Annotated in this window: 24 protein-coding genes; 14 read left to right on the top strand and 10 right to left on the bottom strand. The window is 72.6% G+C overall.

Translation table 11 applies throughout. The annotated features are described in order from the left end of the window. The first annotated feature begins 39 nt into the window (after window positions 1-39). The 6 genes from J2S44_RS32825 to J2S44_RS32800 all read left to right on the top strand — a co-directional run bounded on the left by J2S44_RS32825 (window position 40) and on the right by J2S44_RS32800 (window position 6,943). Window positions 40-720 (top strand): response regulator, encoded by a 681-nt coding sequence (locus tag J2S44_RS32825; protein WP_374728042.1) that lies wholly within the window; start codon window positions 40-42, stop codon window positions 718-720. A 212-nt stretch (window positions 721-932) separates the two neighbouring features. Beyond that, the gene (locus J2S44_RS32820; RefSeq protein WP_374728041.1) at window positions 933-1,685 is read left to right on the top strand and encodes an ABC transporter ATP-binding protein; all 753 of its coding nucleotides are present in this window, start codon (window positions 933-935) and stop codon (window positions 1,683-1,685) included. Window position 1,686: 1 nt separating this feature from the next. Next, entirely contained in the window at window positions 1,687-4,218 is a 2,532-nt protein-coding gene (locus J2S44_RS32815) for an ABC transporter permease (protein ID WP_310421800.1), read from the top strand. A gap of 116 nt (window positions 4,219-4,334) precedes the next feature. Further along, window positions 4,335-5,030: a neutral zinc metallopeptidase gene (locus J2S44_RS32810; RefSeq protein WP_310421797.1), complete on the top strand. Its 696-nt coding sequence runs from the start codon at window positions 4,335-4,337 to the stop codon at window positions 5,028-5,030. Window positions 5,031-5,289: 259 nt separating this feature from the next. Then, complete coding sequence (locus J2S44_RS32805; RefSeq protein WP_310430042.1) at window positions 5,290-5,946, top strand: HAD family hydrolase; 657 nt, start codon at window positions 5,290-5,292, stop codon at window positions 5,944-5,946. A 127-nt stretch (window positions 5,947-6,073) separates the two neighbouring features. Beyond that, on the top strand, window positions 6,074-6,943 hold the full coding sequence (locus J2S44_RS32800) for a PAC2 family protein (protein ID WP_310421794.1): 870 nt from the start codon (window positions 6,074-6,076) through the stop codon (window positions 6,941-6,943). Between the two features lie 283 nt (window positions 6,944-7,226). Here J2S44_RS32800 and J2S44_RS32795 read toward each other — a convergent pair whose 3' ends face one another. After that, window positions 7,227-7,529: a TM2 domain-containing protein gene (locus J2S44_RS32795; RefSeq protein WP_310430040.1), complete on the bottom strand. Its 303-nt coding sequence runs from the start codon at window positions 7,527-7,529 to the stop codon at window positions 7,227-7,229. A 195-nt stretch (window positions 7,530-7,724) separates the two neighbouring features. Here J2S44_RS32795 and J2S44_RS32790 point away from each other — a divergent pair, with 195 nt between their 5' ends. Then, window positions 7,725-8,519 carry a GntR family transcriptional regulator gene (locus J2S44_RS32790; protein WP_310421790.1) on the top strand — a complete coding sequence of 265 codons (795 nt, stop codon included), beginning with the start codon at window positions 7,725-7,727 and terminating at the stop codon, window positions 8,517-8,519. Between the two features lie 51 nt (window positions 8,520-8,570). On the opposite strand, the gene mshC is transcribed toward J2S44_RS32790, so the two are convergent. The 5 genes from mshC to J2S44_RS32765 form a co-directional block, all read right to left on the bottom strand. Continuing rightward, window positions 8,571-9,815 carry a cysteine--1-D-myo-inosityl 2-amino-2-deoxy-alpha-D-glucopyranoside ligase gene (gene mshC / locus J2S44_RS32785; protein WP_310421787.1) on the bottom strand — a complete coding sequence of 415 codons (1,245 nt, stop codon included), beginning with the start codon at window positions 9,813-9,815 and terminating at the stop codon, window positions 8,571-8,573. Between the two features lie 50 nt (window positions 9,816-9,865). Next, window positions 9,866-10,435, bottom strand: a complete 570-nt coding sequence (locus tag J2S44_RS32780) for a DUF998 domain-containing protein (RefSeq protein ID WP_310430038.1) — start codon at window positions 10,433-10,435, stop codon at window positions 9,866-9,868. Between the two features lie 104 nt (window positions 10,436-10,539). Continuing rightward, window positions 10,540-11,373 (bottom strand): Rv2133c family protein, encoded by an 834-nt coding sequence (locus J2S44_RS32775; protein ID WP_310421785.1) that lies wholly within the window; start codon window positions 11,371-11,373, stop codon window positions 10,540-10,542. A gap of 12 nt (window positions 11,374-11,385) precedes the next feature. Beyond that, window positions 11,386-11,961 carry an Rv2134c family protein gene (locus tag J2S44_RS32770; protein WP_307246316.1) on the bottom strand — a complete coding sequence of 192 codons (576 nt, stop codon included), beginning with the start codon at window positions 11,959-11,961 and terminating at the stop codon, window positions 11,386-11,388. Between the two features lie 129 nt (window positions 11,962-12,090). Next, window positions 12,091-12,363 carry a hypothetical protein gene (locus J2S44_RS32765; RefSeq protein WP_310421781.1) on the bottom strand — a complete coding sequence of 91 codons (273 nt, stop codon included), beginning with the start codon at window positions 12,361-12,363 and terminating at the stop codon, window positions 12,091-12,093. 5 nt (window positions 12,364-12,368) lie between these two features. Here J2S44_RS32765 and J2S44_RS32760 point away from each other — a divergent pair, with 5 nt between their 5' ends. Next, complete coding sequence (locus tag J2S44_RS32760; protein ID WP_310421779.1) at window positions 12,369-12,764, top strand: SDR family oxidoreductase; 396 nt, start codon at window positions 12,369-12,371, stop codon at window positions 12,762-12,764. Between the two features lie 149 nt (window positions 12,765-12,913). Here J2S44_RS32760 and J2S44_RS32755 read toward each other — a convergent pair whose 3' ends face one another. Both J2S44_RS32755 and J2S44_RS32750 read right to left on the bottom strand, forming a co-directional pair. After that, on the bottom strand, window positions 12,914-13,633 hold the full coding sequence (locus J2S44_RS32755; protein WP_310421776.1) for a histidine phosphatase family protein: 720 nt from the start codon (window positions 13,631-13,633) through the stop codon (window positions 12,914-12,916). Between the two features lie 75 nt (window positions 13,634-13,708). After that, a complete protein-coding gene (locus J2S44_RS32750) occupies window positions 13,709-14,758 on the bottom strand; it encodes an LLM class F420-dependent oxidoreductase (RefSeq protein ID WP_310421774.1) in 1,050 nt (349 codons plus the stop codon). 97 nt (window positions 14,759-14,855) lie between these two features. Between J2S44_RS32750 and J2S44_RS32745 the strand changes: the two genes are divergently transcribed. Both J2S44_RS32745 and J2S44_RS32740 read left to right on the top strand, forming a co-directional pair. Next, window positions 14,856-15,827 (top strand): aldo/keto reductase, encoded by a 972-nt coding sequence (locus J2S44_RS32745; RefSeq protein ID WP_310421769.1) that lies wholly within the window; start codon window positions 14,856-14,858, stop codon window positions 15,825-15,827. Between the two features lie 120 nt (window positions 15,828-15,947). Then, complete coding sequence (locus J2S44_RS32740; protein ID WP_310421766.1) at window positions 15,948-16,139, top strand: DUF5703 family protein; 192 nt, start codon at window positions 15,948-15,950, stop codon at window positions 16,137-16,139. Window positions 16,140-16,149: 10 nt separating this feature from the next. Here J2S44_RS32740 and J2S44_RS32735 read toward each other — a convergent pair whose 3' ends face one another. Continuing rightward, on the bottom strand, window positions 16,150-16,806 hold the full coding sequence (locus J2S44_RS32735; protein ID WP_310421763.1) for a hypothetical protein: 657 nt from the start codon (window positions 16,804-16,806) through the stop codon (window positions 16,150-16,152). A 28-nt stretch (window positions 16,807-16,834) separates the two neighbouring features. Then, on the bottom strand, window positions 16,835-18,136 hold the full coding sequence (locus tag J2S44_RS32730) for a M20/M25/M40 family metallo-hydrolase (RefSeq protein WP_310421760.1): 1,302 nt from the start codon (window positions 18,134-18,136) through the stop codon (window positions 16,835-16,837). A 98-nt stretch (window positions 18,137-18,234) separates the two neighbouring features. Here J2S44_RS32730 and J2S44_RS32725 point away from each other — a divergent pair, with 98 nt between their 5' ends. From J2S44_RS32725 to J2S44_RS32710, 4 genes are all read left to right on the top strand, one after another. After that, window positions 18,235-18,858: a hemerythrin domain-containing protein gene (locus J2S44_RS32725; protein WP_310421757.1), complete on the top strand. Its 624-nt coding sequence runs from the start codon at window positions 18,235-18,237 to the stop codon at window positions 18,856-18,858. A 487-nt stretch (window positions 18,859-19,345) separates the two neighbouring features. Next, on the top strand, window positions 19,346-20,368 hold the full coding sequence (locus J2S44_RS32720) for a LysR family transcriptional regulator (protein WP_310421754.1): 1,023 nt from the start codon (window positions 19,346-19,348) through the stop codon (window positions 20,366-20,368). Window positions 20,369-20,416: 48 nt separating this feature from the next. After that, window positions 20,417-20,788: a PIN domain-containing protein gene (locus J2S44_RS32715; protein WP_310421750.1), complete on the top strand. Its 372-nt coding sequence runs from the start codon at window positions 20,417-20,419 to the stop codon at window positions 20,786-20,788. 195 nt (window positions 20,789-20,983) lie between these two features. Continuing rightward, on the top strand, window positions 20,984-21,244 hold the full coding sequence (locus J2S44_RS32710; RefSeq protein ID WP_306831782.1) for a hypothetical protein: 261 nt from the start codon (window positions 20,984-20,986) through the stop codon (window positions 21,242-21,244). The last annotated feature ends 8 nt before the right edge of the window (window positions 21,245-21,252 follow it).

Below are 21,252 nucleotides of genomic sequence, written 5' to 3'. Positions count from 1 at the left end.
ACGCCCGACGCCAGGCCGGACAACGCTCATCAAGGAGGTATTTTCGTGACGGACGCACGGCCGGTGCGCATTCTGCTCGCCGACGACCAGCCGCTCCTGCGGACCGGTTTCCGCATGGTGCTCGGCGCCGAGGACGACCTGCACGTCGTCGGCGAGGCCGGCGACGGCGCCGAAGCCGTCGACCTGGCCCGCCGGCTGCTGCCCGACGTGGTCCTGATGGACATCAGAATGCCCCGCCTCGACGGCGTCGCCGCGACCAAGGCCATCGTCGACGCCCGGCTCCCGGTCCGCGTCCTGATCCTCACCACGTTCGACCTCGACGAATACGTGGTCGGCGCGCTCCGTGCCGGCGCCAGCGGCTTCCTGGCCAAGGACGTCCCCGCCGAGGACCTGGTCACCGCGATCCGCACGGTGGCCGCCGGCGAGGCCGTGGTCGCCCCCCGCATCCTGAAACGACTGCTGGACCGCTTCGCGGTCGTCCTGCCCGACCCGTCCGCGGAACCCCCACGAACGCTGAACTCCCTCACCGAACGGGAACGTGAGGTGCTGATCCAGGTGGCGAAGGGGCTCTCCAACGCGGAGATCGCCCGCGCCCTGACGGTCAGTGAAACCACGATCAAAACCCACGTCGGCCATGTACTGACGAAGCTGGGCCTGCGCGACCGGGTGCAGGCCGTGGTCCTCGCGTACGAATCCGGCCTGGTCCGCCCGGGCGCCTGACGCTCACGAGCCGCCTTCCGCCGCCGAACCGCCTCCGACGTTCCACGAAATGCATCGCAAAAGCGCAAAGTAGCCCACCCCGCCCCCGCCCCTCCTCCTTGAGGAGGAGGCACCCCCGTCCGGTGGGCGGGGTGCGGAACCGTCCGGCGGCGGACGGCCGGGGAGCTTCCGGCCCGTACCGTCGTATGGGCAGACCGGGAGCGGGGAGCGAAATGATGTCGGAGAGCAGCGTGGCGGCGGTTTCGGCCGTGGACGTGTGGAAGGTCTATGGCAGCGGTGAGGCGCAGGTGATGGCTCTCGCCAGCATCACCACGCGGTTCGAGAAGGGGCGCTTCACGGCGATCATGGGGCCGTCCGGGAGCGGTAAGTCGACGCTGATGCACTGTCTCGCCGGTCTGGACACGGTCACCCGCGGGATGATCCATATCGGTGAGACGCCGTTGACCGGGATGAATGACACGCAGCTGACGAAGCTGCGGCGTAACCAGATCGGCTTTGTCTTCCAGCAGTTCAACCTGTTGCCGACGCTGACGGCGGAGGAGAACATGCTGCTGCCGTTGTCGATCGCGGGCCGCAAGGTGGATCCGGAGTGGTTCGAGACGATCGTGACGACGGTGGGGCTGAAGGACCGGCTGGGGCACCGTCCGACGCAGCTGTCCGGTGGTCAGCAGCAGCGCGTGGCGTGCGCGCGGGCGTTGCTGGCCCGGCCGGACGTGATCTTCGCGGACGAGCCGACCGGCAACCTGGACAGCCGGGCGGGCGCGGATGTGCTGTCCTTCCTGCGGAACAGCGTGCACGAACACGGGCAGACGATCATCATGGTTACGCATGATCCGGTGGCGGCGTCGTACGCGGATCACGTGATCTTCCTGGCCGACGGGCGGATGGTGGACGAGCTGTCCGCGCCGACGGCCGAGGGTGTGCTGGACAAGCTGAAGAGCCTCGACACCGAGCCGGTGCACTGAGATGCTGCGCGCGACGATCAAGAGTCTGCTCGCCCGGAAGCTGCGGCTGGTCCTGTCCGGGCTGGCGATCGTGCTCGGTGTCATGTTCGTGTCCAGCGCGTTCGTGCTCACGGACTCGCTGGGCAGCCGGTTCGAGCGGTTGTTCCAGACCGTCAACCAGGACACGGCCGTGCAGGTGCGGGCCGAGGACGCCACGGACGGCCGGACGCTGACGGACGCGGACGTCGCGCGGCTCGGGCAGGTCGACGGGGTGGCGCGCGCGTCGGGGGACGCGTCCGCGCAGGGCGTCGTGCCGTTCCGGGCGCGGGACGGCAAGGCGGTGCCGTCGACGGGCGCGCCGCAGCTCGGCGTCGGCTGGACGGACGGCGGCGACCTGCTGGGCGTGGCCGAGGGGGCGACGCCGGCGAACGACTCGGAGGTGGCGTTGACCCGGTTCACGGCCGAGCAGGCGGGGGTGGGCGTCGGCGACCGGGTGAAGGTGTACGTCGGGCCGCGCTACGAGTCCCGGGAGTACACGGTGACCGGCGTGCTGGAGTACGCGGGCGGCCGGCCGTCGCTGTCCGGCGAGACCATGGTCGCGTTCACCATGCCGGAGGCGCAGCGGCTGTTCTACGGGCGGACCGGCGTGTACGGGGGCGTGTCGCTGACCGCGGTGGAGGGGATCTCCGACGCCGAGCTGCGGGACCGGGTCGCGTCCGCGGTGCCGGCCGGGTTCGAGGCGGTCACCGGCGCGGAGGTCGCGGACGAGCAGGCCAGCGCGTTCAAGCAGCTGCTGACGTTCGTGAACTGGTTCTTCCTCGGGTTCGCGCTGATCGCGCTGCTGGTCGGGATGTTCCTGATCTTCAACACGTTCAACATCATCATCGCGCAGCGGGCGCGGGAGCTGGCGCTGTTCCGCGCGCTCGGCGCCGGCTGGGGTCAGCTGACCGGGTCCGTGCTGGTCGAGGCGCTGGTGGTCGGGTTCGTCGCGTCCACGCTGGGGCTGCTGGCCGGCGTCGGCGTCGCGTACGGGTTGCAGGCCGTGGCCGGCGCGTTCGGGCTCCCGCTGCCCGAGGGGGACCTGGTCGTCGGCGTGCTCGCGATCGTGGTGTCGTACCTGCTGGGCATGCTGATGACGGTCACCGCCGCGCTGATCCCGGCGATCCGGGCCGCGTCCGTGCCGCCGATCGCGGCGATGCGCGAGGTGGTCCGGCCGGACAAGCCGATGCTGGGGCTGACCGTCACCGGCGCGGTTCTCACCGGGCTGGGCGTGGCCGCGATCGCGGCGGCGCTGCTCGGCGCGCCGCTGGCCGCGGTGCTGATCGGCGCGGGCGTGCTGCTGTCGATCATCGGGGTGGCGCTGCTGTCGCCGGCGCTGACCCGGCCGGTCGCGGGCGTGATCGGCCGGCTCGTCGCCTGGGGCACCGCCGGTGAACTGGGCCGCCGGAACGCGCTGCGCAACCCGCGCCGCACGTCCGTGACCGCGGTCGCGCTGATGATCGGCGTGGCGCTGGTCAGCACGGTCACCGTGATCGGCTCGTCGTTGCGCTCCACCGTACGGGACCTGGTGGAGAACGACATCGGTGCCGAGGTGATGATCCTGACGAACTCGCAGCAGCTGCCGGACGGCCGGGAGGGCTTCGACCCGGCCCGGCTCGCCCAGGTGGACGCGCTGCCGGGGGTGCGCGAGTCGGTCGCGTACCACTTCAGCATGGCGACCGTGAACGGGCAGCCGCAGCAGTTCGTCTCCGCGACGGACCTGACCCGGGCCGGGCCGATGTTCGCGCTGGTCGAGGAGTCCGGCACGGTCACCCCGGCCGGCGCCACGGACGCGCTGATCGACACGAACACGGCCGCGGCACTGAACCTGCGGGTCGGCGACACGGCCACGGTCGAGGCGGCGAAGGGCGGCCCGGTCGGCTACACGATCGCCGGGATCTACTCCAGCCAGCTCACGGCCGGACTGCTGCTGCCGGAGTCGGCGGTGCGGACCTTCGCCGGGCCGCTGGCCATGCAGGGGTTCGTGGCGCTGGACGAGGGCGCGGACACCGACGCGGTCGTCGCCGGCGTCGAACGGATCATGGCGGACTACCCGCTGGTCACGGTCGGCGACCAGGAGTCGTTCATCGCACAGCAGAACGCGCTGGTCGACGGCGTGCTCGCGGTCTTCTACGTGCTGCTGGCGCTGGCCGTGATCGTGGCGTTCCTCGGCATCGTGAACACGCTGGTGCTGAGCATCCACGAACGGACCCGCGAGCTGGGCCTGCTCCGCGCGATCGGCACCACGCGGCGCCAGGTGCGCGGCATGGTGCGGGTGGAGTCGCTGCTGATCGCGGTCTACGGCTGCCTGCTCGGCATCCTGCTCGGCGTGGGGCTGGGCGCGGCCGCGTCCCTGGCACTGCGCCAGCAGGACCTGCTGTCCGTCGTCACCATCCCGTACGCGCAGCTCGCCGGCCTGCTGGTCGCGGCCGCGCTGGCCGGCGTGCTCGCCGCGATCCTCCCCGCGCGGCGCGCGTCCCGGCTGAACGTGCTGGACGCCATCGCGTACGAGTAGCCGGCGCACGGGCCGGGGCGTCCCGCACGTCGCGGAACGCCCCGGCCCTCGGCGGGGTGACCGGTCGGCTGTGGACGAACCGGCGGGGAGCGGCTCCCGGCCGTACCCTCGGAGATGTGCGAAGACGTGTGGTGGCCACGCTGGTCACGGGTGCGGTGCTGGCGCTGGGCTGTGCGGTCGGCACCGCACCGGGCGACCGGCCGGAGGCGCCGGCCGGCGCGGCCGACAACCCGGGCGCCGCGGACACCGAGGACGAGTTCGCCGAGGACATCGAGTCCGCGGTCACGGTCGCGGAGCAGTACTGGGGCGACGTGTTCCGGCAGAACGGGCTGGCGTTCGAGCCGGTCCGCCGGGTCGCGCCGTACCGGGAGGACGGCGAGGTCGCCTGCGGGCAGGAACCGATCCCGGCGCAGAACGCGGTCTACTGCTCGGCCGGCGACTTCATCGCGTACGACATCGACTGGGCGTTCGGCGCGTTCCGGCGGATCGGTGACGCGTTCGTCTACTACCTGCTCGGCCACGAGTACGCGCACGGCGTCCAGGTCCGGTTCGGCCTGCAGTACGAGTACACGATCGAGCAGGAGTTGCAGGCCGACTGCATGGCCGGGGCCTACATCGGCGGCTCGGTGCAGGCCGGCCGGCTGCAGATCGAGGACGGCGACCTGGAGGAGCTGCGCGCCGGGCTGCTCGCGGTCGGTGACGACCCCGGCCAGCCCTGGTTCGCCCCGAACGCGCACGGCACCGCCGAGCAGCGCGCCGACGCGTTCTTCACCGGCTACGAGCGCGGCCTCGAGGCGTGCGACATCGGCTGAGCGCACCGCCCCGGGAGAACCTCCCGGGGCGGTAGTGTTCGCAGTGCGCTCCGCGGCGCCGTCCGCCCCGGCTCGCGGCCGCCCCTCGGGAGCGAGGCGATCCGGGCGTCGGTGCCGTGCTGCTCATCGGCCGCCGTCGCGGGGGCCTGAGCCGATCCGCTCACACTCCGTGGCAGTTGCCGCCGAAGATCCGGACAATGGGCGGGTGAGTGACTTGCGCACCGAGACCCAGTCCCCTGCCGTCCTCCGCCCGGCCGCCGTGCTCTTCGACATGGACGGCACCCTGATCGACAGTGAGAAGGTCTGGGAGATCGCGATCATGGAGCTGGGCCGCTCCTACGGTGGCGAGGTCTCCGAGCAGGCCCGCGCCGCGATGGTGGGCGCCGCCATGGCCGAGTCGATGCGGATCATGCACGAGGACCTCGGCCAGTCCTGGCGCGACCCGGAAGCCGGGGTTCGCGAGCTGGAGGACCGCGTCGCCGACCTGTTCACGTCCGGCCTGGTCTGGCGCCCCGGCGCGATGGTGCTGCTGGCCGCGGTCCGCGCCGCCGGCATCCCCACCGCGCTGGTCACGTCGACCAGCCGCCGCCTGGTCGAGGTCGCGCTGGACACGCTCGGCCGCGACTCGTTCGACGTGGTGATCTGCGGTGACGAGGTCACGGCGAACAAGCCGGACCCGGCACCGTACCGGATGGCCGCGGACGCGCTCGGCGTCGACGTCACCGCGTGCGTCGCGATCGAGGACTCCCCCGCCGGCATCGCCTCCGCCCGCGCGGCCGGCGCCACCGTCCTCGCCGTGCCCTGCGAGCTCGACCTCAGCCACCTGCACGGCGAGACCGGCATCCACCTCCGCAGCTCACTCGACGACGTCGACGTCCCGCACCTCGCCACGCTGCTCGTACCCTCGAAAGCCTAAAGGTCCATAAAGGCCAATTGCGGCATTGTACGCAATGCGCCCGGTCCGTCCCCGGCGGCGCGGCCGACAAGCCAGTTTCGGCGGCGGGACGTAGGCTGCTTGGGGTGAGCATGGAAAGGGTGATGGCGTGACGGAGTTCGACGGGCTGCCCATGCTGCGATCCCCGGTGGCGGTCGTGGCTTTCGAGGGGTGGAACGACGCGGCCGACGCGTCGACTGCCGCCGTCGAGCACCTGGAACAGGTGTGGGACGCACGCAAGGTCACCGAGCTTGACCCGGAGGAGTTCTACGACTTCCAGGTCAGCCGCCCGACGGTGACGATGACCGAGGGCGAGACGCGCAGCATCGAGTGGCCCAGCACCAGGTTCATGGTGGCCAGCCCGCCCGGTGCCGAGCGCGACGTGGTGCTGATCCGCGGCATCGAGCCGAGCATGCGCTGGCGCACGTTCTGCGAGCAGATCCTCGAGGTCTGCCACAGCATGGAGATCACCAAGGTGGTCCTGCTGGGTGCGCTGCTGGCCGACGTGCCGTACTCGCGGCCCCTGCCGATCAGCGGCGGCGCCACCGAGATCGGCGCGGCCGAGCGGTACAAGCTGGTCCCGACCCGCTACGACGGGCCGACCGGGATCGTCGGCGTGCTGCACGACGCGGCCACCCGGGCCGACCTGGAGGCGGTCTCGTTCTGGGTGCACGTGCCGCACTACGCGAACAATCCGCCCTGCCCGAAGGCGACGCTCGCGCTGCTGCACCGCATCGAGGACGTGCTCGACATCCCGGTCCCGACCGCGGACCTCGAGGAGGAGACCGCGGAGTGGGAGGAGCGCGTCCGCGCCGCCGCCGAGCAGGACTCGGAGCTCGGCGAGTACGTGCGGGAGCTGGAGGAACGCTCCCAGGACGCCGGCATCCAGCCGCTGTCCGGCGACGAGATCGCCAAGGAGTTCGAGAAGTACCTCCGCCGCCGCGGCGGGTCCACCGGCCCCACGGCCGGTTCCTGGTAACCGGGTCGCCCCGAACAACAGCCGGGCCGGCCGGGTCCGGCACCTCGTGATCAGGGCCGTTCCGCACGTCATCCGTGACGTACGGGACGGCCCTGATCGTGAAACCCGAACCGCAAACGAACGGCAGTCGCGGCACCCGCCGCGCAGTGGCGGCCCGGTCACGGGCGAGTCGCGCCGGGAGGCCGGCCGGTGCGGTCGCGCCGGCGGCCACGCCCAGGAACGCCAGCGTGATCGCGTGCGGACCCGGACCCGCCGGGAACGGGTGGAGGCGGAGCCGCCGGGCTCAGGGGTTGACCGGCTCCGGTTCGACGATGCCGTGGCGGGCCATGATCGTCGCGCGGCGGCGGGCGTTGACCGTGCGCACCCGGCGCCGGATGAAGAAGACGTCGGCCAGCGTCCAGACGCCGAGCCCGCCCAGCGTGAACAGCATCGCGGCCGACTGCGCGGTGTCGCCTAGGTAGAAGCGGTGGCCGCCGAAGACGCCGGTGACGACCCACAGCGCGAACGCGACGCGGGCGTCCTTCGCCACCGACGCGTACTCCGCCTCGGCTCGCGTGATCCTCAGCCGTTCCCACTCCGGCAGCATCACCGACAACCATAGTGGGTTCCCGCGCCCACCGTGAGCCTCGTGCGGACCCGTGACGCCTTCCGGGTCGGGCCCCGCGCGGAGCGGCACGATCACGAAACCGGCGCCCGGGGCCCTACCGAGCGTGTCGGGGTGGCGCCCGCCCGGGTGCGTACGGCATCCTAGGAACCTAGCCGCTAGCGAAGGGCAGGTCGCATGGCCCAGATCAATCCCGGCGCCGCCGAGTTCCCGCACCGGCAGATCGCCGACCAGCTGAGGGCGCAGATCCGGCGGGGTGACTGGCAGCCGGGCGAGCGCCTGCCGTCGATCCCGGGGATCGCCGAGCAGTACGGCGTGGCGAAGCAGACCGTGCAGCGGGCGATCGACCAGCTGCGCGTCGAGGGCATGCTGATCACCAAGCCGGGCTCGGGGACGTACGTGCGGGGAACGAAACGGCGTCTCAACCGGCTCTCCCGCGGGCGCTACGGCGGGCATCGCGGTTACCACGCGGACCTCGCGGCCCGGTACCGGCAGCAGCTGATCGAGGTGACCCGGGCGCCGGCGCCGGCCGAGGTGGCGGACGCGTTCGGCGTGCAGGACGGCGCCGACCTGATCGTCCGGCGGCACCTGGTGCGGGTCGACGACGCGCCGGTCGAGGTGGGCGCCGCGTGGTTCCGGCCGCAGGACGCGGCCGGCACCAGCCTGGAGCGGATGGAGGCGTTCGGCCGGCCGCTCTACCAGGAGGCCGAGGAGGTCATCGGCCGGCGGTACGCGTCGGCCAGCGACGTGATCAGCGCGCGGCAGCCGTCCCGCGAGGAGGCGATGATCCTGCAGATCCGGCCGGACACGCCGGTGCTGCACCTGCTGCACGTGGCGTTCGACCCGGCGCACAAGCCGATCGAGGTGTCCCAGGCGACCTGGCCGGGACCGCAGACCACGCTGACCGAGGAGTACACGATCCCGGGACCGGCACCGGACCCCGACCCGGATCCGGGACTCGCCCTGGCGTAGGTCCCCGCGAGGCCGCGCCCGTGGGTACGGGCGCGGCCGGTTCGCGGTACGTCAGAGACGCACGCCGAGCAGCGCGTCCACGGTCTCCGTGACCAGGCGCGGGGCCTCGGCGTCGGTACGGTCGCCGTGCAGCGCGGCCGCCGCCCACTCGTCCACCGCGGCCAGCGCACCGGCCGTGTCCAGGTCGTCGGTGACCCGGGCGCGCACGGCGTCCAGCAGCGCGGCGCCGGACGGGCCGCCGGTCAGCGTGACCGCCTCGCGCCACCGGGCCAGCCGCTGCTGCGCGGTCTTCAGCAGGTCGTCGGTCCACTGCCGGTCGGACCGGTAGTGGTCGGCCATCAGCGCGAGCCGGATCGCCATCGGGTCGACGTGGTCGGCGCGCAGCCGGGAGACGAAGACCAGGTTCCCCCGCGACTTCGACATCTTCTCGCCGTTCAGGCCGATCATGCCGGCGTGCGTGTAATGACCGGCGAACGGTTCCACCCCGGTCAGCCGCTCCGCGTGCGCGGCGGAGCACTCGTGGTGCGGGAAGATCAGGTCGTTGCCGCCGCCCTGCACGTCGATCCGGTCGCCGAGCAGGCCGAGCGCGATCACGGCGCACTCGATGTGCCAGCCGGGCCGGCCGGGGCCGAGCACGCCGCCGTCCCAGGCCGGCTCGCCCTCGCGGGTGCCGCGCCACAGCAGCGGGTCGAGCGGGTCCTTCTTCCCCTCGCGCTGCGGGTCACCGCCGCGCTCGGCGAACAGCGGGAGCATCTCGTCCCGGGTCAGCCGCGACTCGTAGCCGAACCGGGGCGCCGCGGCCGCGATGTCGAAGTACACGTCGCCGGTGCCGTCCGCCAGCCGGTACGCCGCGCCCTCGGCCAGCAGGCCGGAGACCTTCGAGGCGATCTCCGGGATCGACTCGACCGCGCCCACGTAGTGCCGCGGCGGAATGATCCGCAGCGCCTCCATGTCCTCGCGGAACAGCGCGGTCTCCCGCATCGCGAGCACCACCCAGTCCTCACCGTCGCGCTCCGCGCGCTCCAGCAGCGGGTCGTCGATGTCCGTCACGTTCTGCACGTAGTTCACGTCCCGGCCGGCGTCCCGCCACGCGCGGTTGACCAGGTCGAACGCGATCATCGTCGCCGCGTGCCCGAGGTGGGTCGCGTCGTAGGGGGTGATGCCGCAGACGTACATCGACGCGGGCTCGCCGGACGCCGTCACCGGAAAGACGCCCTGCCGGGACGCGTCGTACAAGCTCAGCGGCCGCCCGTCACCCGGCAGCCCCGGCACCTCGTGCCCGGTCCATGGATCCATGGCGCAAGCCTAACGACCGGGGTGCGCGTTCGGTCCATACCACCGGGTGATCAAGCGCTCAGCCGCACGGCGGAGGAGCGCAGCGCCCGCAGTTCCAGCGCGATCAGCCAGGTCCAGCCCAGCACGTCGGTCAGGCGCTGCCAGATACCCAGCGTGTCCGGGAACGCGACGCCGGCCAGGAAGACGAGGGGCACGGCGACGCCGACCGTCAGGCAGTACCGGCGCCAGGACCGGCCCGGGCGCCACCGGGCGGCCGTGAAGCAGGCCGCGATCAGGGCCACGGAGCTCACCGTGCCGGCGACGGTGTGGATCAGGCCGGGCCAGGTCATCACGGCGGCCGGCACGGGGTCGGTCGGGACGACGCCGGCCAGCGCGAGCCCGGCGCCGGTGAGCGCGACCAGCCGGCCGGTCCAGCGCGTCGACGTCCGGGACAGCGCGGCCGAGGACGCCGCGATCAGCAGCCCGGAGACGACGAAGTTGGCGCTCTGGAGCCAGCCGCCCGGCCCGATCGCCGCCTCGCTGACCGCGTCGCGTACCGGGTCGTAGTCCGGCTTGATCAGGTCGTTCAGCAGGAACAGCGCGATGAACAGCGCCGCACCGGCGGCTCCACCGGCGAGCATCCGCACGGGTGTCTCCCCTCGTCGCCCGCCCGGGGTCGGGCGGTCTCACCGACAAGGGGCCCGCGGCGAAGTGTTTCTGCGCCGCGGGGGATGTGAGACGTGCCTCAGATCGGCGGCCAGGGTACGGCGGGCCAGCCCTCGGGCGGGTCGGGGAACGTGCGGCGCGCGTTCAGGCGGGCGACACGGCGGCGGGTCGCGTCGACCTCGGCGGTGGTGAGGTGCTCGTCGAGCGCCTCGCCGAGGTCGCCGCGCAGACCGGACCTCAGCTCCTGCAGCGCGGCCAGCGCCCAGTCGGGCAGCCGCTTGCCGCTCCAACCCCACAGCACGGTCCGCAGCTTCTCCTCCGCGTGGAAGCAGATGCCGTGGTCGACGCCGTAGATCCGGTCGCCGGGGCCGAGCAGCACGTGACCGCCCTTGCGGTCCGCGTTGTTGAGCACCGCGTCCAGCACGGCGAGCCGGGCCAGCCGCTCGTCGTCCGCGTGCGCCAGCGCGTACCGCTCGCCGTCGTCGTCCTCGGCGGACGCCACCCGGAACCAGCCGGACGGCAGCTCCCACATCGGGATGAAGCCGACCACCTGCTCGGCGTCCTCCTGCTCGTCGATCCACAGCTGGCAGGCGCCGGGGCCGAGCGGGCCGTCGCGCAATATGGTCGGCGGGATCAGCGCGAAGCCCGGGTCCCGCTCGGCCATCCAGGACGAGACCAGGTAGGCCGAGACCTCGCGGCCCGCGAGGGTGCCGTCCGGGAAGTCCCAGAGCGGCCGTTCGCCGCGCACCGGCTTGTAGACGCAGCGGCGGGTGACGCCGTCGAGCGTCACGAATGCGCGCAGCGTGGTGTTGGAGGCGTCGACCAGGCGACCCTCGAGCTCCAGTTCACCGCGGCGCAGCAACCGGAGCGCGTCCGGCTCGTCGAGTACGCGGTCGATCTCAGTGGACGTCACGCAACGGCCCGGTCAGCGGTGGTAGCCGTTGTGGCGCGGGCAGAGGTGACCCTTCGGGTCGAGCGGCTGGCCGCACAGCGGGCACGGCGGCCGGCCGGCGGAGAGCACGCGGCGGGCCCGGTCGATGAACGCGCGGGTCGCCTCCGGCGTGAGCCGGACGCGGAGCCGGTCGAGGTCGTCGTCGGGCTCCTCGGCCTCGTCGTCCGCGTCGTCGTCGTCGCCGATCAGCTCCTGCTCGCCCTCACCGGCCGCGATCGCCTCGATGATCACGGTGGCGGTGTCCACGTCGAACGCGAGGCCCAGCGTGCCGACCCGGAACTCCTCGTCGACCGGGGTGTCCAGCGGGTCGTTGTCCGGGTCGCCGGCGGTGGCGAGCACGGGCAGGTCGACGCCGAAGCGACGGTGCGCCTCGGCGAGCAGCTCCTCGAGCTTCTCGGCGAGCAGGGACACCTGGACCTTCTCCAGCGCCACGCTGACCACGCGACCGCCACCGCGGGCCTGGAGGAAGAACGTCCGGTCCCCCGGCGTCCCCACAGTCCCGGCGACGAACCGATCCGGCGGTTCGAACGCATGCACCTGGTGGGTCATACGGAGAACCCTATCCGCCCGAACGGTCACGCGCGTAGCGCACAGGGCCGAATAAGACCGAACCGATCGGCGGATTCCGGGCATTCCGCGCCGTTTACGGAGGACCGCCCGGCGTACCCGTGGCCGTGATCACTCCGGGCGCGGAACCGGAGCGGCGAGACACGCCAGCGCGGACTCGCGGAACGCCTCGACGAGCGGATCGCGGTCCGCGCCGCGCGTGACGACCACCACCCGGCAGGGCGGCGCGTCGCCGATCGGCACGGCGGTCAGCTCCGGGTGCAGCGTCACGCGGCGGTCACCGGCCGGCACCACCAGCAGCGCGCGGCCGTCCGCGACCAGCTCCAGCGCCCGCGCCCGCGCCGGACGTTGAATCGATCCTGTCGTTCCGCACTCGAAAGGCAACGCAGATGAGCAGGTACGACGGGAAGCATGTGGTGGTCACCGGCGGCGGCAGCGGGATCGGTCTGGCCACCGCGCGGCTCCTGGCCGGCGCGGGCGCCCGGGTCATCAGCACCGGCCGGACGCAGGCGACGCTCGACGCGGCCGGACTGGACGGCACCGTGACCGCGGTGCGCAACGACTCCGGCTGGATGGCCGGCGTCGAGGCGCTGGCCGGCCGGGTGGCGGACGGGTTCGGCACGCTGGACGCGCTGGTCGTGAACGCCGCGATCGGCGGCTTCGTGCCGTTCGGCCGTCTCGGCCGGCCGGACGAGGCGGCCCGCGCGATCGCGTTCCTGGCCTTCGACGCCACCTTCACCACCGGCGCCGAGCTGCCCGTCGACGGCGGCCTCTCGCAGCTCTGAGCGGGCGGGCCGGGCGGGCCGGCCGGTGGGCGGCCCGCCGGACCGGCCGGTTCAGGGCCGGCCACGGCCGGACCGCGTCGTTCAGGGCAACCGGCCACGGCCGGACGGCGTCCTTCAGGGCAACCGGCCACGGCCGGACCGCACGCGGGTCAGGGCAGCTGGCCGCCGCCGGCGCCGCCGCCCACCGCGGCGTCCGACTCCGCGGGTGCCACGGCGCGCCGGGACCGGCGCTTCTTCACCGGCGGCGGCGGGACGAGCGAGGCCAGGTTGCCGCCGGTGTCGTTGGAGCGCAGCACGAACGGGCGGGTCGCGGTGTAGCGGATCGCGGTCACCGACGCCGGGTCGGCCACGATCCGCTGGAACTGGTCCAGGTGCAGGCCGAGCGCGTCCGCCGCGATCGCCTTGATCACATCGCCGTGGCTGCAGGCCAGCCAGACCGCCTCCGGGCCGTGCTCTGCGGTGATCTTCTCGTCCCAGCGGCGGATCGCGGAGACGGCTCGGGACGCCATCGTGGCCATCGCCTCGCCGCCGGGGAACACGGCCGCGCTCGGGTGCTGCTGCACCACCGGCCACAGCGGATCCTTGGCCAGTTTCTTCAGCTCCTGGCCCTCCCAGGAGCCGTAGTCGCACTCGACGATGCCGTCCTCCAGCTGCGGCAGCACGTCCGGCAGCGCGAGCGACAGCGTCTGCCGGCAGCGCAGCAGCGGGCTGCAGACCACCGCGGCCAGCGGCAGCCCGGCCAGCCGGGCGCCGACCGCGGCGGCCTGCGCGCGGCCGGCGTCGTCGAGCTCGACGGGCTGACGGCCGGCGAGCGCGCCGGAGGCGTTGGCGGTGGTCCGCCCATGACGAAGGAGAAGGACGGTAGCCACAGCGCTCCACACTACCCAGCCCGCCGCACCCGTGCCGCCCAGCCCGAGGTGCCGTCCGCCGCGCCCGACCGGTGCCTAGGCGACTCCCGCCGCCTCGTAGGCCTCGGCGACCGCGCGCAACGTGGTGATCGAGGACTCCCGGTCCGTCGCGAACAGGTGCAGCGACAGCGTGGTCACGCCGCTCTCGGCGTACCGCTGGATGTGGTCCTTGATCCGGTCCTTCGGCCCGAGCAGGGACGTGCGGTCGATGAAGTCCTGCGGGACCGCGACGGCCGCGTCCCGCTGCCGTCCGGTGAGGTAGAGCTCCTGCACCTCGGCCGCCTCCGCGGCGAACCCCATGCGGACCGCGATGCCGTTGTAGAAGTTCTGCTTCCGGCTGCCCATGCCGCCCACGTAGAGCGCGGCGTGCGGGCGGATCACGTCGGCGCAGGCCGCCACGTCGTCGCCGAGCACGGTCGGCACGGACGCGACCACGTCGAAGTCCTTGACGTCCAGGCCGGCCCGCGCGCGGCCGGCCGCGATCGAGGCGAGCTGGCCCTCGACCAGGTCCGGCGCGACGAAGATGCCGAGCCAGCCGTCGGTGACCTCACCGGCCAGTTCGAGGTTCTTCGGGCCGACCGCGGCCAGGTAGACCGGGATGTCCGCGCGCAGCGGCCGGAAGCCGAGCTTGAGCGCCTTGCCGGGCCCGTCCGGCAGCGGCAGCGTGTAGTGCTCGCCGTCGTACGCGAGGACCTCGCGGCGCAGCGCGCGGCGCACGATGTCGACGTACTCGCGGGTGCGGCCGAGCGGCTTGTCGAAGCGCACGCCGTGCCAGCCCTCGGAGACCTGCGGCCCGGAGACGCCGAGGCCGAGCCGGAACCGGCCGCCGGAGAACGTGTCGATGGTGGCCGCGGTCATCGCGGTCGCGGCCGGCGTGCGGGCCGGGATCTGCATCACCGCGGAGCCGACGTCGATCCGCGAGGTCTGGCCGGCGATCCAGGACAGCACGCTCACCGAGTCGGAGCCGTACGCCTCGGCCACCCAGACGACGGAGTAGCCGAGCCGATCCGCCTCCTGGGCGAGCGCGAGATGGTCCGCGGGCGTGCTCCACCGCGACTGGTAGCTCAGGCTGAGTCCGAGTTTCACCGCGTTCAACCCCTTTAGCCGATTTCGGATACCGACGAGTAACGTCAGAGTGCCGCCGAGGATATCCGTACGGCACAGTTCTTAATAAGGTTCACCCATGCAACAGCGACCGCTCGGCCGAAGCGGGCTGGCGGTTTCCCGGCTCGCGCTCGGCACCATGACGTGGGGCCGGGACACCGACGCCGACGACGCGGCCGCGCAGTTGAAGAGCTACCTCGACGCGGGCGGCAACCTCGTCGACACCGCGGACGTCTACGGCGACGGCGACGCCGAGGCGGTGATCGGCTCTCTGCTGGGCGGCCTGGTCCCGCGCGAGGACCTGCTCATCGCCACCAAGGCGGGCGTGCGCCCCGGCACCGGCCGCCGCCGCGACTGCTCACGCGGCCACCTGCTGCGCAGCCTGGACTCGTCGCTGCGCCGGCTCGGCACCGACTACGTCGACCTGTTCCAGGTGCACGGCTACGACCCGGCCACGCCGCTGGAGGAGACCATGTCCGCGCTCGACCACGCCGTGACCAGCGGCCGGGTGCGCTACGTGGGCCTGTCCAACTACTCCGGCTGGCAGACCGCCCGCGCCGCCGTATGGCAGGCCGCCTACCCCGGCCGCGCCCCCGTGGTCGCCACCCAGATGGAGTACTCGCTGCTGGAGCGCGGCGTCGAACGTGAGGTGCTGCCCGCCTGCGCCGCGCTCGGCCTCGGCCTGCTGCCCTGGTCCCCACTCGGCCGCGGCGTGCTCACCGGTAAGTACCGCAACGGCCGCCCCGCCGACTCGCGCGCGGTCTCGCCGCACTTCGCCGCGTTCGTGGAGAGCTACCTCGACCCGCGCAGCTCCAGCATCGTGGAGGCGGTGGTCACCGCGGCCGGTGGGCTCGGCGTGTCACCGCTGGAGGTCGCGCTGGCCTGGGTCCGCGACCAGCCCGGCGTGGTCGCGCCGATCCTCGGCGCGCGCACCGTGGGCCAGTTGCTCGGGGCGCTGCAGGCGGAGTACCTGGAGCTGCCCACGGAGATAACGCTGGCCCTCGACGACGTCTCCGCGATCGGCTACGCGTACCCGGAACGGGACGACTGACGTCCGGGACGCGGGTCACGAATCCCGCGCCGTCATGGGATGCGAGCGGGCCGGAGGGGTGCGCCGCCACGTGGCGGAAGAGCTTGTCGGTAGTCGCGCCGAGGGAGCATCCTGGTCGCCATGGACTACGAATACGCGCCGTTGCGGTTGCCGGCGAATGTCGATCGGATGACCGCCACGGCGCAGTTGGCGATCCAGGCCGAGTTCTCGGGCTGGGAGCTGGCCCGGGTGCGGCTGTACCGGGACGGGACGCGGCAGGTCATGCTGCGCCGCCGGGTCCGGGAGCAACCGCAACCGGGCCTGTCGATCTAGGGCCGAGGGCCTAGCGCTCCTCGTCCGGGGCCTCGAGGAACGGGTGCTCGTCGAGCCGGCCGAGCAGGCGGTCCTCCGGGCCGGGGGCGAACGGGCCGTCGCCGTCCTCCTCCTCGAACGCGTCGAGGTCCAGCGGTGCGGCGACCTCGGTCACGGTGACCAGGCCGTCGAGCGGCTCCAGCTCGGGGATGTCCAGCTCGCCGAGCGAACCGTCGCCGCTCTGCAGCAGCTCCAGCACGGCCTCGCCGACCGAGGTGATCGGCTCGCCCAGCTCGGCGTCGTCGGTGTCCGGGCCGGCGGCGGCGCGGCGGGCGGACTCGGCGACCCGGATGAGCGCGGAGACGCTCGGCACCCGGTAGTCGCGGCGCTGGCGGACCGCGATCGCGTGCGGGAACGGGTCGGACGGCGCGTCGTGGTCGTGGTCGTGGTCGTGCGCCGCCTCGTCCTCGTCGATCGGCTTCACGTCCCACGGGGTGACCTCGTTGAACGCGTCGAGCAGCAGCTCGTCGTACTCGAACGAGGCGTTGTTCAGCGCGACGTACGCCTTGCCGACGTTGTCGTCCTCGACCGCCCCACCGCTGGCCCGGACCGCCGCGAGGTGGGCCCGCGCCGCCTCGAACACCCGCTCCAGCGCGGCGTCGAGATCGGTCGATTGCACATCAGTCATTGAAATTTCCTCAGATCTAGGGGTGTACTCAGCAACCGCGCAGGAATCGGTCCAGCACTCGCGTGCCGAACTCTAGACCCTCCACCGGAACGCGCTCGTCGATGCCGTGGAACAGCGCGGAGAAGTTCAGGTCGGCCGGCAGCTTCAGCGGCGCGAAGCCGAAGCAGCGGATGCCGAGCCGGTTGAAGTGCTTGGCGTCGGTGCCCGCGGACAGCATGTACGGCACCGCCCGCGCGCCCGGGTCCTCCGCCTTCAGCGCGGCCGCCATCGCGTCCACGATCGCGCCGTCGAACGACGTCTCCAGCGCCGGCTGCGGGTCCCGGGAGTCGATCTCGATGTCCGGCCCGATCAGCTCGCGCAACTGCTCGTAGAAGAGCTCGTGCTGGCCCGGCAGCGTCCGGCAGTCGATGGTCGCGGACGCCCGGCCGGGGATCACGTTGTCCTTGTAGCCGGCGTCCAGCCGGGTGGGGTTCGCGGTGTTGCGCACCGTGGCGCCGATGATGTTCGCGATCGGGCCGAGCTTCGCGATCGCCTTCTCCGGGTCGTCCAGGTCCAGTTCGATGCCGAGCAGCTCGGTGGTCTGCTCCAGGAACGTGCGCACGGTGGGAGTCACGGTCAGCGGGAACTTGTGGTTGCCGATCCGGGCGACCGCCTCGGCGAGCGCGGTCACCGCGTTGTCGTCGTGCACCATCGAGCCGTGCCCCGGGCGGCCCCGGGCGTGCAGCCGCAGCCAGTCCATGCCCTTCTGCGCGGTCTCGATCAGGTACAGCCGCAGGTCGTCGTTGACGGTGAACGAGTAGCCGCCGACCTCGCCGATCGCCTCGGTCACGCCCTCGAACAGGTCCGCCCGCTCGTCGACCAGCGCCTTCGCGCCGTACGTCCCGCCCGCCTCCTCGTCCGCGGTGAACGCGAGCACGATGTCCCGGGGCGGCACGTACCCCTCACGATGCCACCGGCCGACCACGGCCAGCACCATCGCGTCGAAGTCCTTCATGTCGACCGCGCCGCGGCCCCACAGGTAGCCGTCCCGGATCTCGCCGGCGAACGGGTCCACGGTCCACTCGCTCGCGTCGGCCGGCACCACGTCCAGGTGGCCGTGCACGAGCAGGCCGCCGCGGCCGGGGTCGGCGCCCGGGATCCGCGCGACGAGCGAGGTGCGGCCCGGCAGCGTCTCGTGCACGACCGGCTCGATCCCGGCCGCGGTGAGCTTCTCCGCCACGTACTCCGCGGCCGCCCGTTCGCCCTTGCTGGTCTCCGGATCACCCGTGTTGCTGGTGTCGATCCTCAGCAGGTCCCGGCAGATCCCGACAACCTCGGCCGCTTCGCTCATGCGCCCTTCTTACCATCCCGCCCGACCGGGCCGGAGTTTGCCGGTTGAGCGCGCCGGGAATCACGCGTCCGCATCCGTCGCCCCCTCGAGGAGGACCCGTGACACTCCCACTCCCCCCGCTCCCCGACGTGCCCGGCGACGAGTCCTGGAAGCCGGCCGGCGAGGAGATCGTCACCGTGCTGACCGGCGAGCACCGGCGCATCGCCGAGCTGTGCGCCCGGCTGACCGACCCGGCCACGCCCGCCGAGGAGCGCACCCGCGTGGCCGAGGTGGTGATCGCCACGCTCACCCGGCACCTCTCCGCCGAGGAGCAGTACCTCTACCCCGCGGTCGCGGGCACGCTGGAGGACGGCCGGTCGCTGGCCGAGCGGGAGGTCGCCGAGGACCGGGAGATCCTGCTCACGCTGCAGACGCTCTCCTCGACCAAGCCGGCCGACCCGGAGTTCGACCGGCTCGCCGGGGACATCTGCGGCAAGCTCGCCCGGCACGCCGAGGTCGCGGACGGCCGGCTGCTGCCCGAGCTCGCGGACGTGGCCAGCGAGGCCGACCTGATCCGGCTCGGCAACCGCATCGAGGTCGCGGAGGAGGCGGCGCCGACCCGGCCGCACCCGGGCACGCCGGCCACGCCGCCGTGGAACAAGGTCGTCGACCCGGCGGTCGCGGTGGTCGACAAGGTCCTCGACGCGGTCACCGGCCGCCCGACGTACCCGAAAGACCTTTGAAATTCCCGTTTTCCCGCTTCCGGCGTGGCCGGGGCCCGCATGCTCCCGCGGGCACCGGTCGGCCGCGGGCGGCCTTCCTGCGCGATCCGTGGGCGGAGAAAGACCACGGCGGAGCACACGAATGTTACCGGCATTGACCTACTCGAATTGCATTCCGGATAATAGGTAGACGATCTAGAGCGCGACTACCGGTTGTCTCGGCAACGGTCTCGCTCGATGGGAATGGCGACACCGCAAGTCCCCGATCGAGTGATCCCCACCGTCCCACGGCGCGTCCGGACACCACGGAGATCAGCAGGTGGGAGCGGGATTTCCCTTGTTCTGAGCCGCCCGCCGAGGGTGCGGCGCGCGCTACCGGCGGGTTGGCGCAGCACATCGCGCTGGTGAACGGCTCAGCCGGACCCGACGATCCACGACTCGTATTTTCGGCCGGACTTCACCGCCTGAAACTCTTTCGCTTACCCCCCGATCGTCCTACCGTCACGCTATGAACCTGGAGCTGCGGCATCTCAAGGTGGTCTGCACGATTGCGGAAACGGGGAGTGTCACAAAGGCGGCCTCGACCTTGGGGCTCGCCCAGCCCGCGCTGACGGCGCAACTGCAACGGATCGAGCGCGCGCTCGGTGGCCCGTTGTTCGACCGGGACCGGCGCGGCGCCCGGCCGACCGCGCTCGGCGAGCTGGTGCTGGCCCGCGCGCGGGTGCTGCTGCCGGCGATGAAGGGCCTGCAGGACGAGGCGGCGCGGCTGGCCGGCAACGGCAGCGCGCTCACCCGGTACCGGATCGGCTCGACCATGGGGCCGATCGTCGGCGGACTGCTGCGCCGGCTCGCGGAGGACCAGCCCCAGGCGCAGATCACCACGTACTCCACGTGGCTGCGGGACGAGCTCTACGAGAAGCTGGCCGGCGGCCGGCTGGACTTCGCAATGCTCGGCATGTGCGGCGACTCGTCGCCGTCCGCCGAGTTCGGGCTCGCCTGGACCGCGGTCGCGGTGGACGGCGTGTGCGTGATGCTGCCGGAGAGCCACAAGGCGGCCGGTGCGGACGAGGTCGCGCTCGGCGAGCTCGCGGACGACAACTGGGTGGCCGCGCCCGGCGACGGCTGCTTCGCGGACTGCTTCGCCGCCGCGTGCGCGCGGGCCGGGTTCACGCCGCGCCAGGTGTTCGAGATCGACGTGCGGGCCGCGATCGACATGGTCGAGTCCGGCGCCGCGATCGGCATCTGCCAGCCCACCTTCCGGCCGCCGCCCGGCCTGGTGACGGTGCCGCTGGCCGGCACGCCGCTGCGCTGGCGGCACCTGGTCGGCTGGCACCCGGAGAGCGGCGCGGCCGGTTTCGCGCACCGCGTGGTCGAGCTGGCCACCGAGTCGTACCTGGACTCGATCGCCCGCAACACGCGGTACCTCGACTGGGTGGCCGGCAAGCCGCGGCTCGGCGTCCAGAGCCCCGGCCCCGCGGCCGCCACCGTCCCGCACGAGCCGGGCCGGCCGCACGTCGCCCTGGCGACATGAGGAACGTCCCGCTCCGGGTGCGCGGAAACGCGGGCCGCGCGGCCTAGGGTGGACCGCATGACGTTACTGCTGGTCGACGGGGCGAACGTGGTCGGCTCGGTCCCGGACGGGTGGTGGAAGGACCGCGCCGGCGCCGCCGTGCGGCTGCGGGAGCGACTGCGCCCGCTCGCCGCCGCCGGGCTGCCCGGCCTGCCGCCCCCGCTGGACGTGGTGCTGGTCGTCGAGGGCCACGCGACGGGCATCGGCGCCGCGCCCGAGGTGTCCGTCGTGGACGCGCCCGGCTCCGGCGACGACACCATCGTGGATCTCGTCCGGGACGCGGACGATCCCGCCGTCGTGGTCGTCACCGCGGACCGCGGGCTGCGGGAACGCGTCACCGCGCTGGGCGCCGAGGTGCTCGGGCCGCGCTCCGTCCGATGACTGATCCGGGATGAACAACTATTCACTTCGTTTCAAGTAGCACAACCAGACACTTGTGGTTACGGTTGCCACACGCAGAGTCGCGCAGACCCAAGTCCGGCGATTCGGGGTAAATGCCCTACGAGACCGCTTGGGGCGCTCCACGGACGATCTCGGTCTCCGTTAGGATCTCCCCGCAGAGTGGGAGGGGTTCGAGTGGCCAGTGTTGCTGAGGTTCGCGCCGCCATCGAAGCCGCGATCCAGCAGGTGACCGAGTCCCAGGTGGCGATCAGCGCGGCCAACGAGAAACTCTCGGAGGCGCAGATGAGTCTGGCGACGGCATGGGACGGCTCCGGCCATCAGGCCACGCAGGCGGCGTACGCGTCGCTGCAGCAGGCCACGGTGGACCTGGAGAACTGCTACACCGCCACGCTCGCCGCGGTGGAACAGGCGCAGACCTACACCGCGACGCTGTAGATCCACGT

Origin of the sequence: Catenuloplanes niger, assembly GCF_031458255.1 — a bacterium.
In the GTDB taxonomy this organism is placed as follows: domain Bacteria; phylum Actinomycetota; class Actinomycetes; order Mycobacteriales; family Micromonosporaceae; genus Catenuloplanes; species Catenuloplanes niger.
Note: the sequence above shows the minus strand (reverse complement) of the source record. Positions and strands in the feature narration are given on the sequence as shown.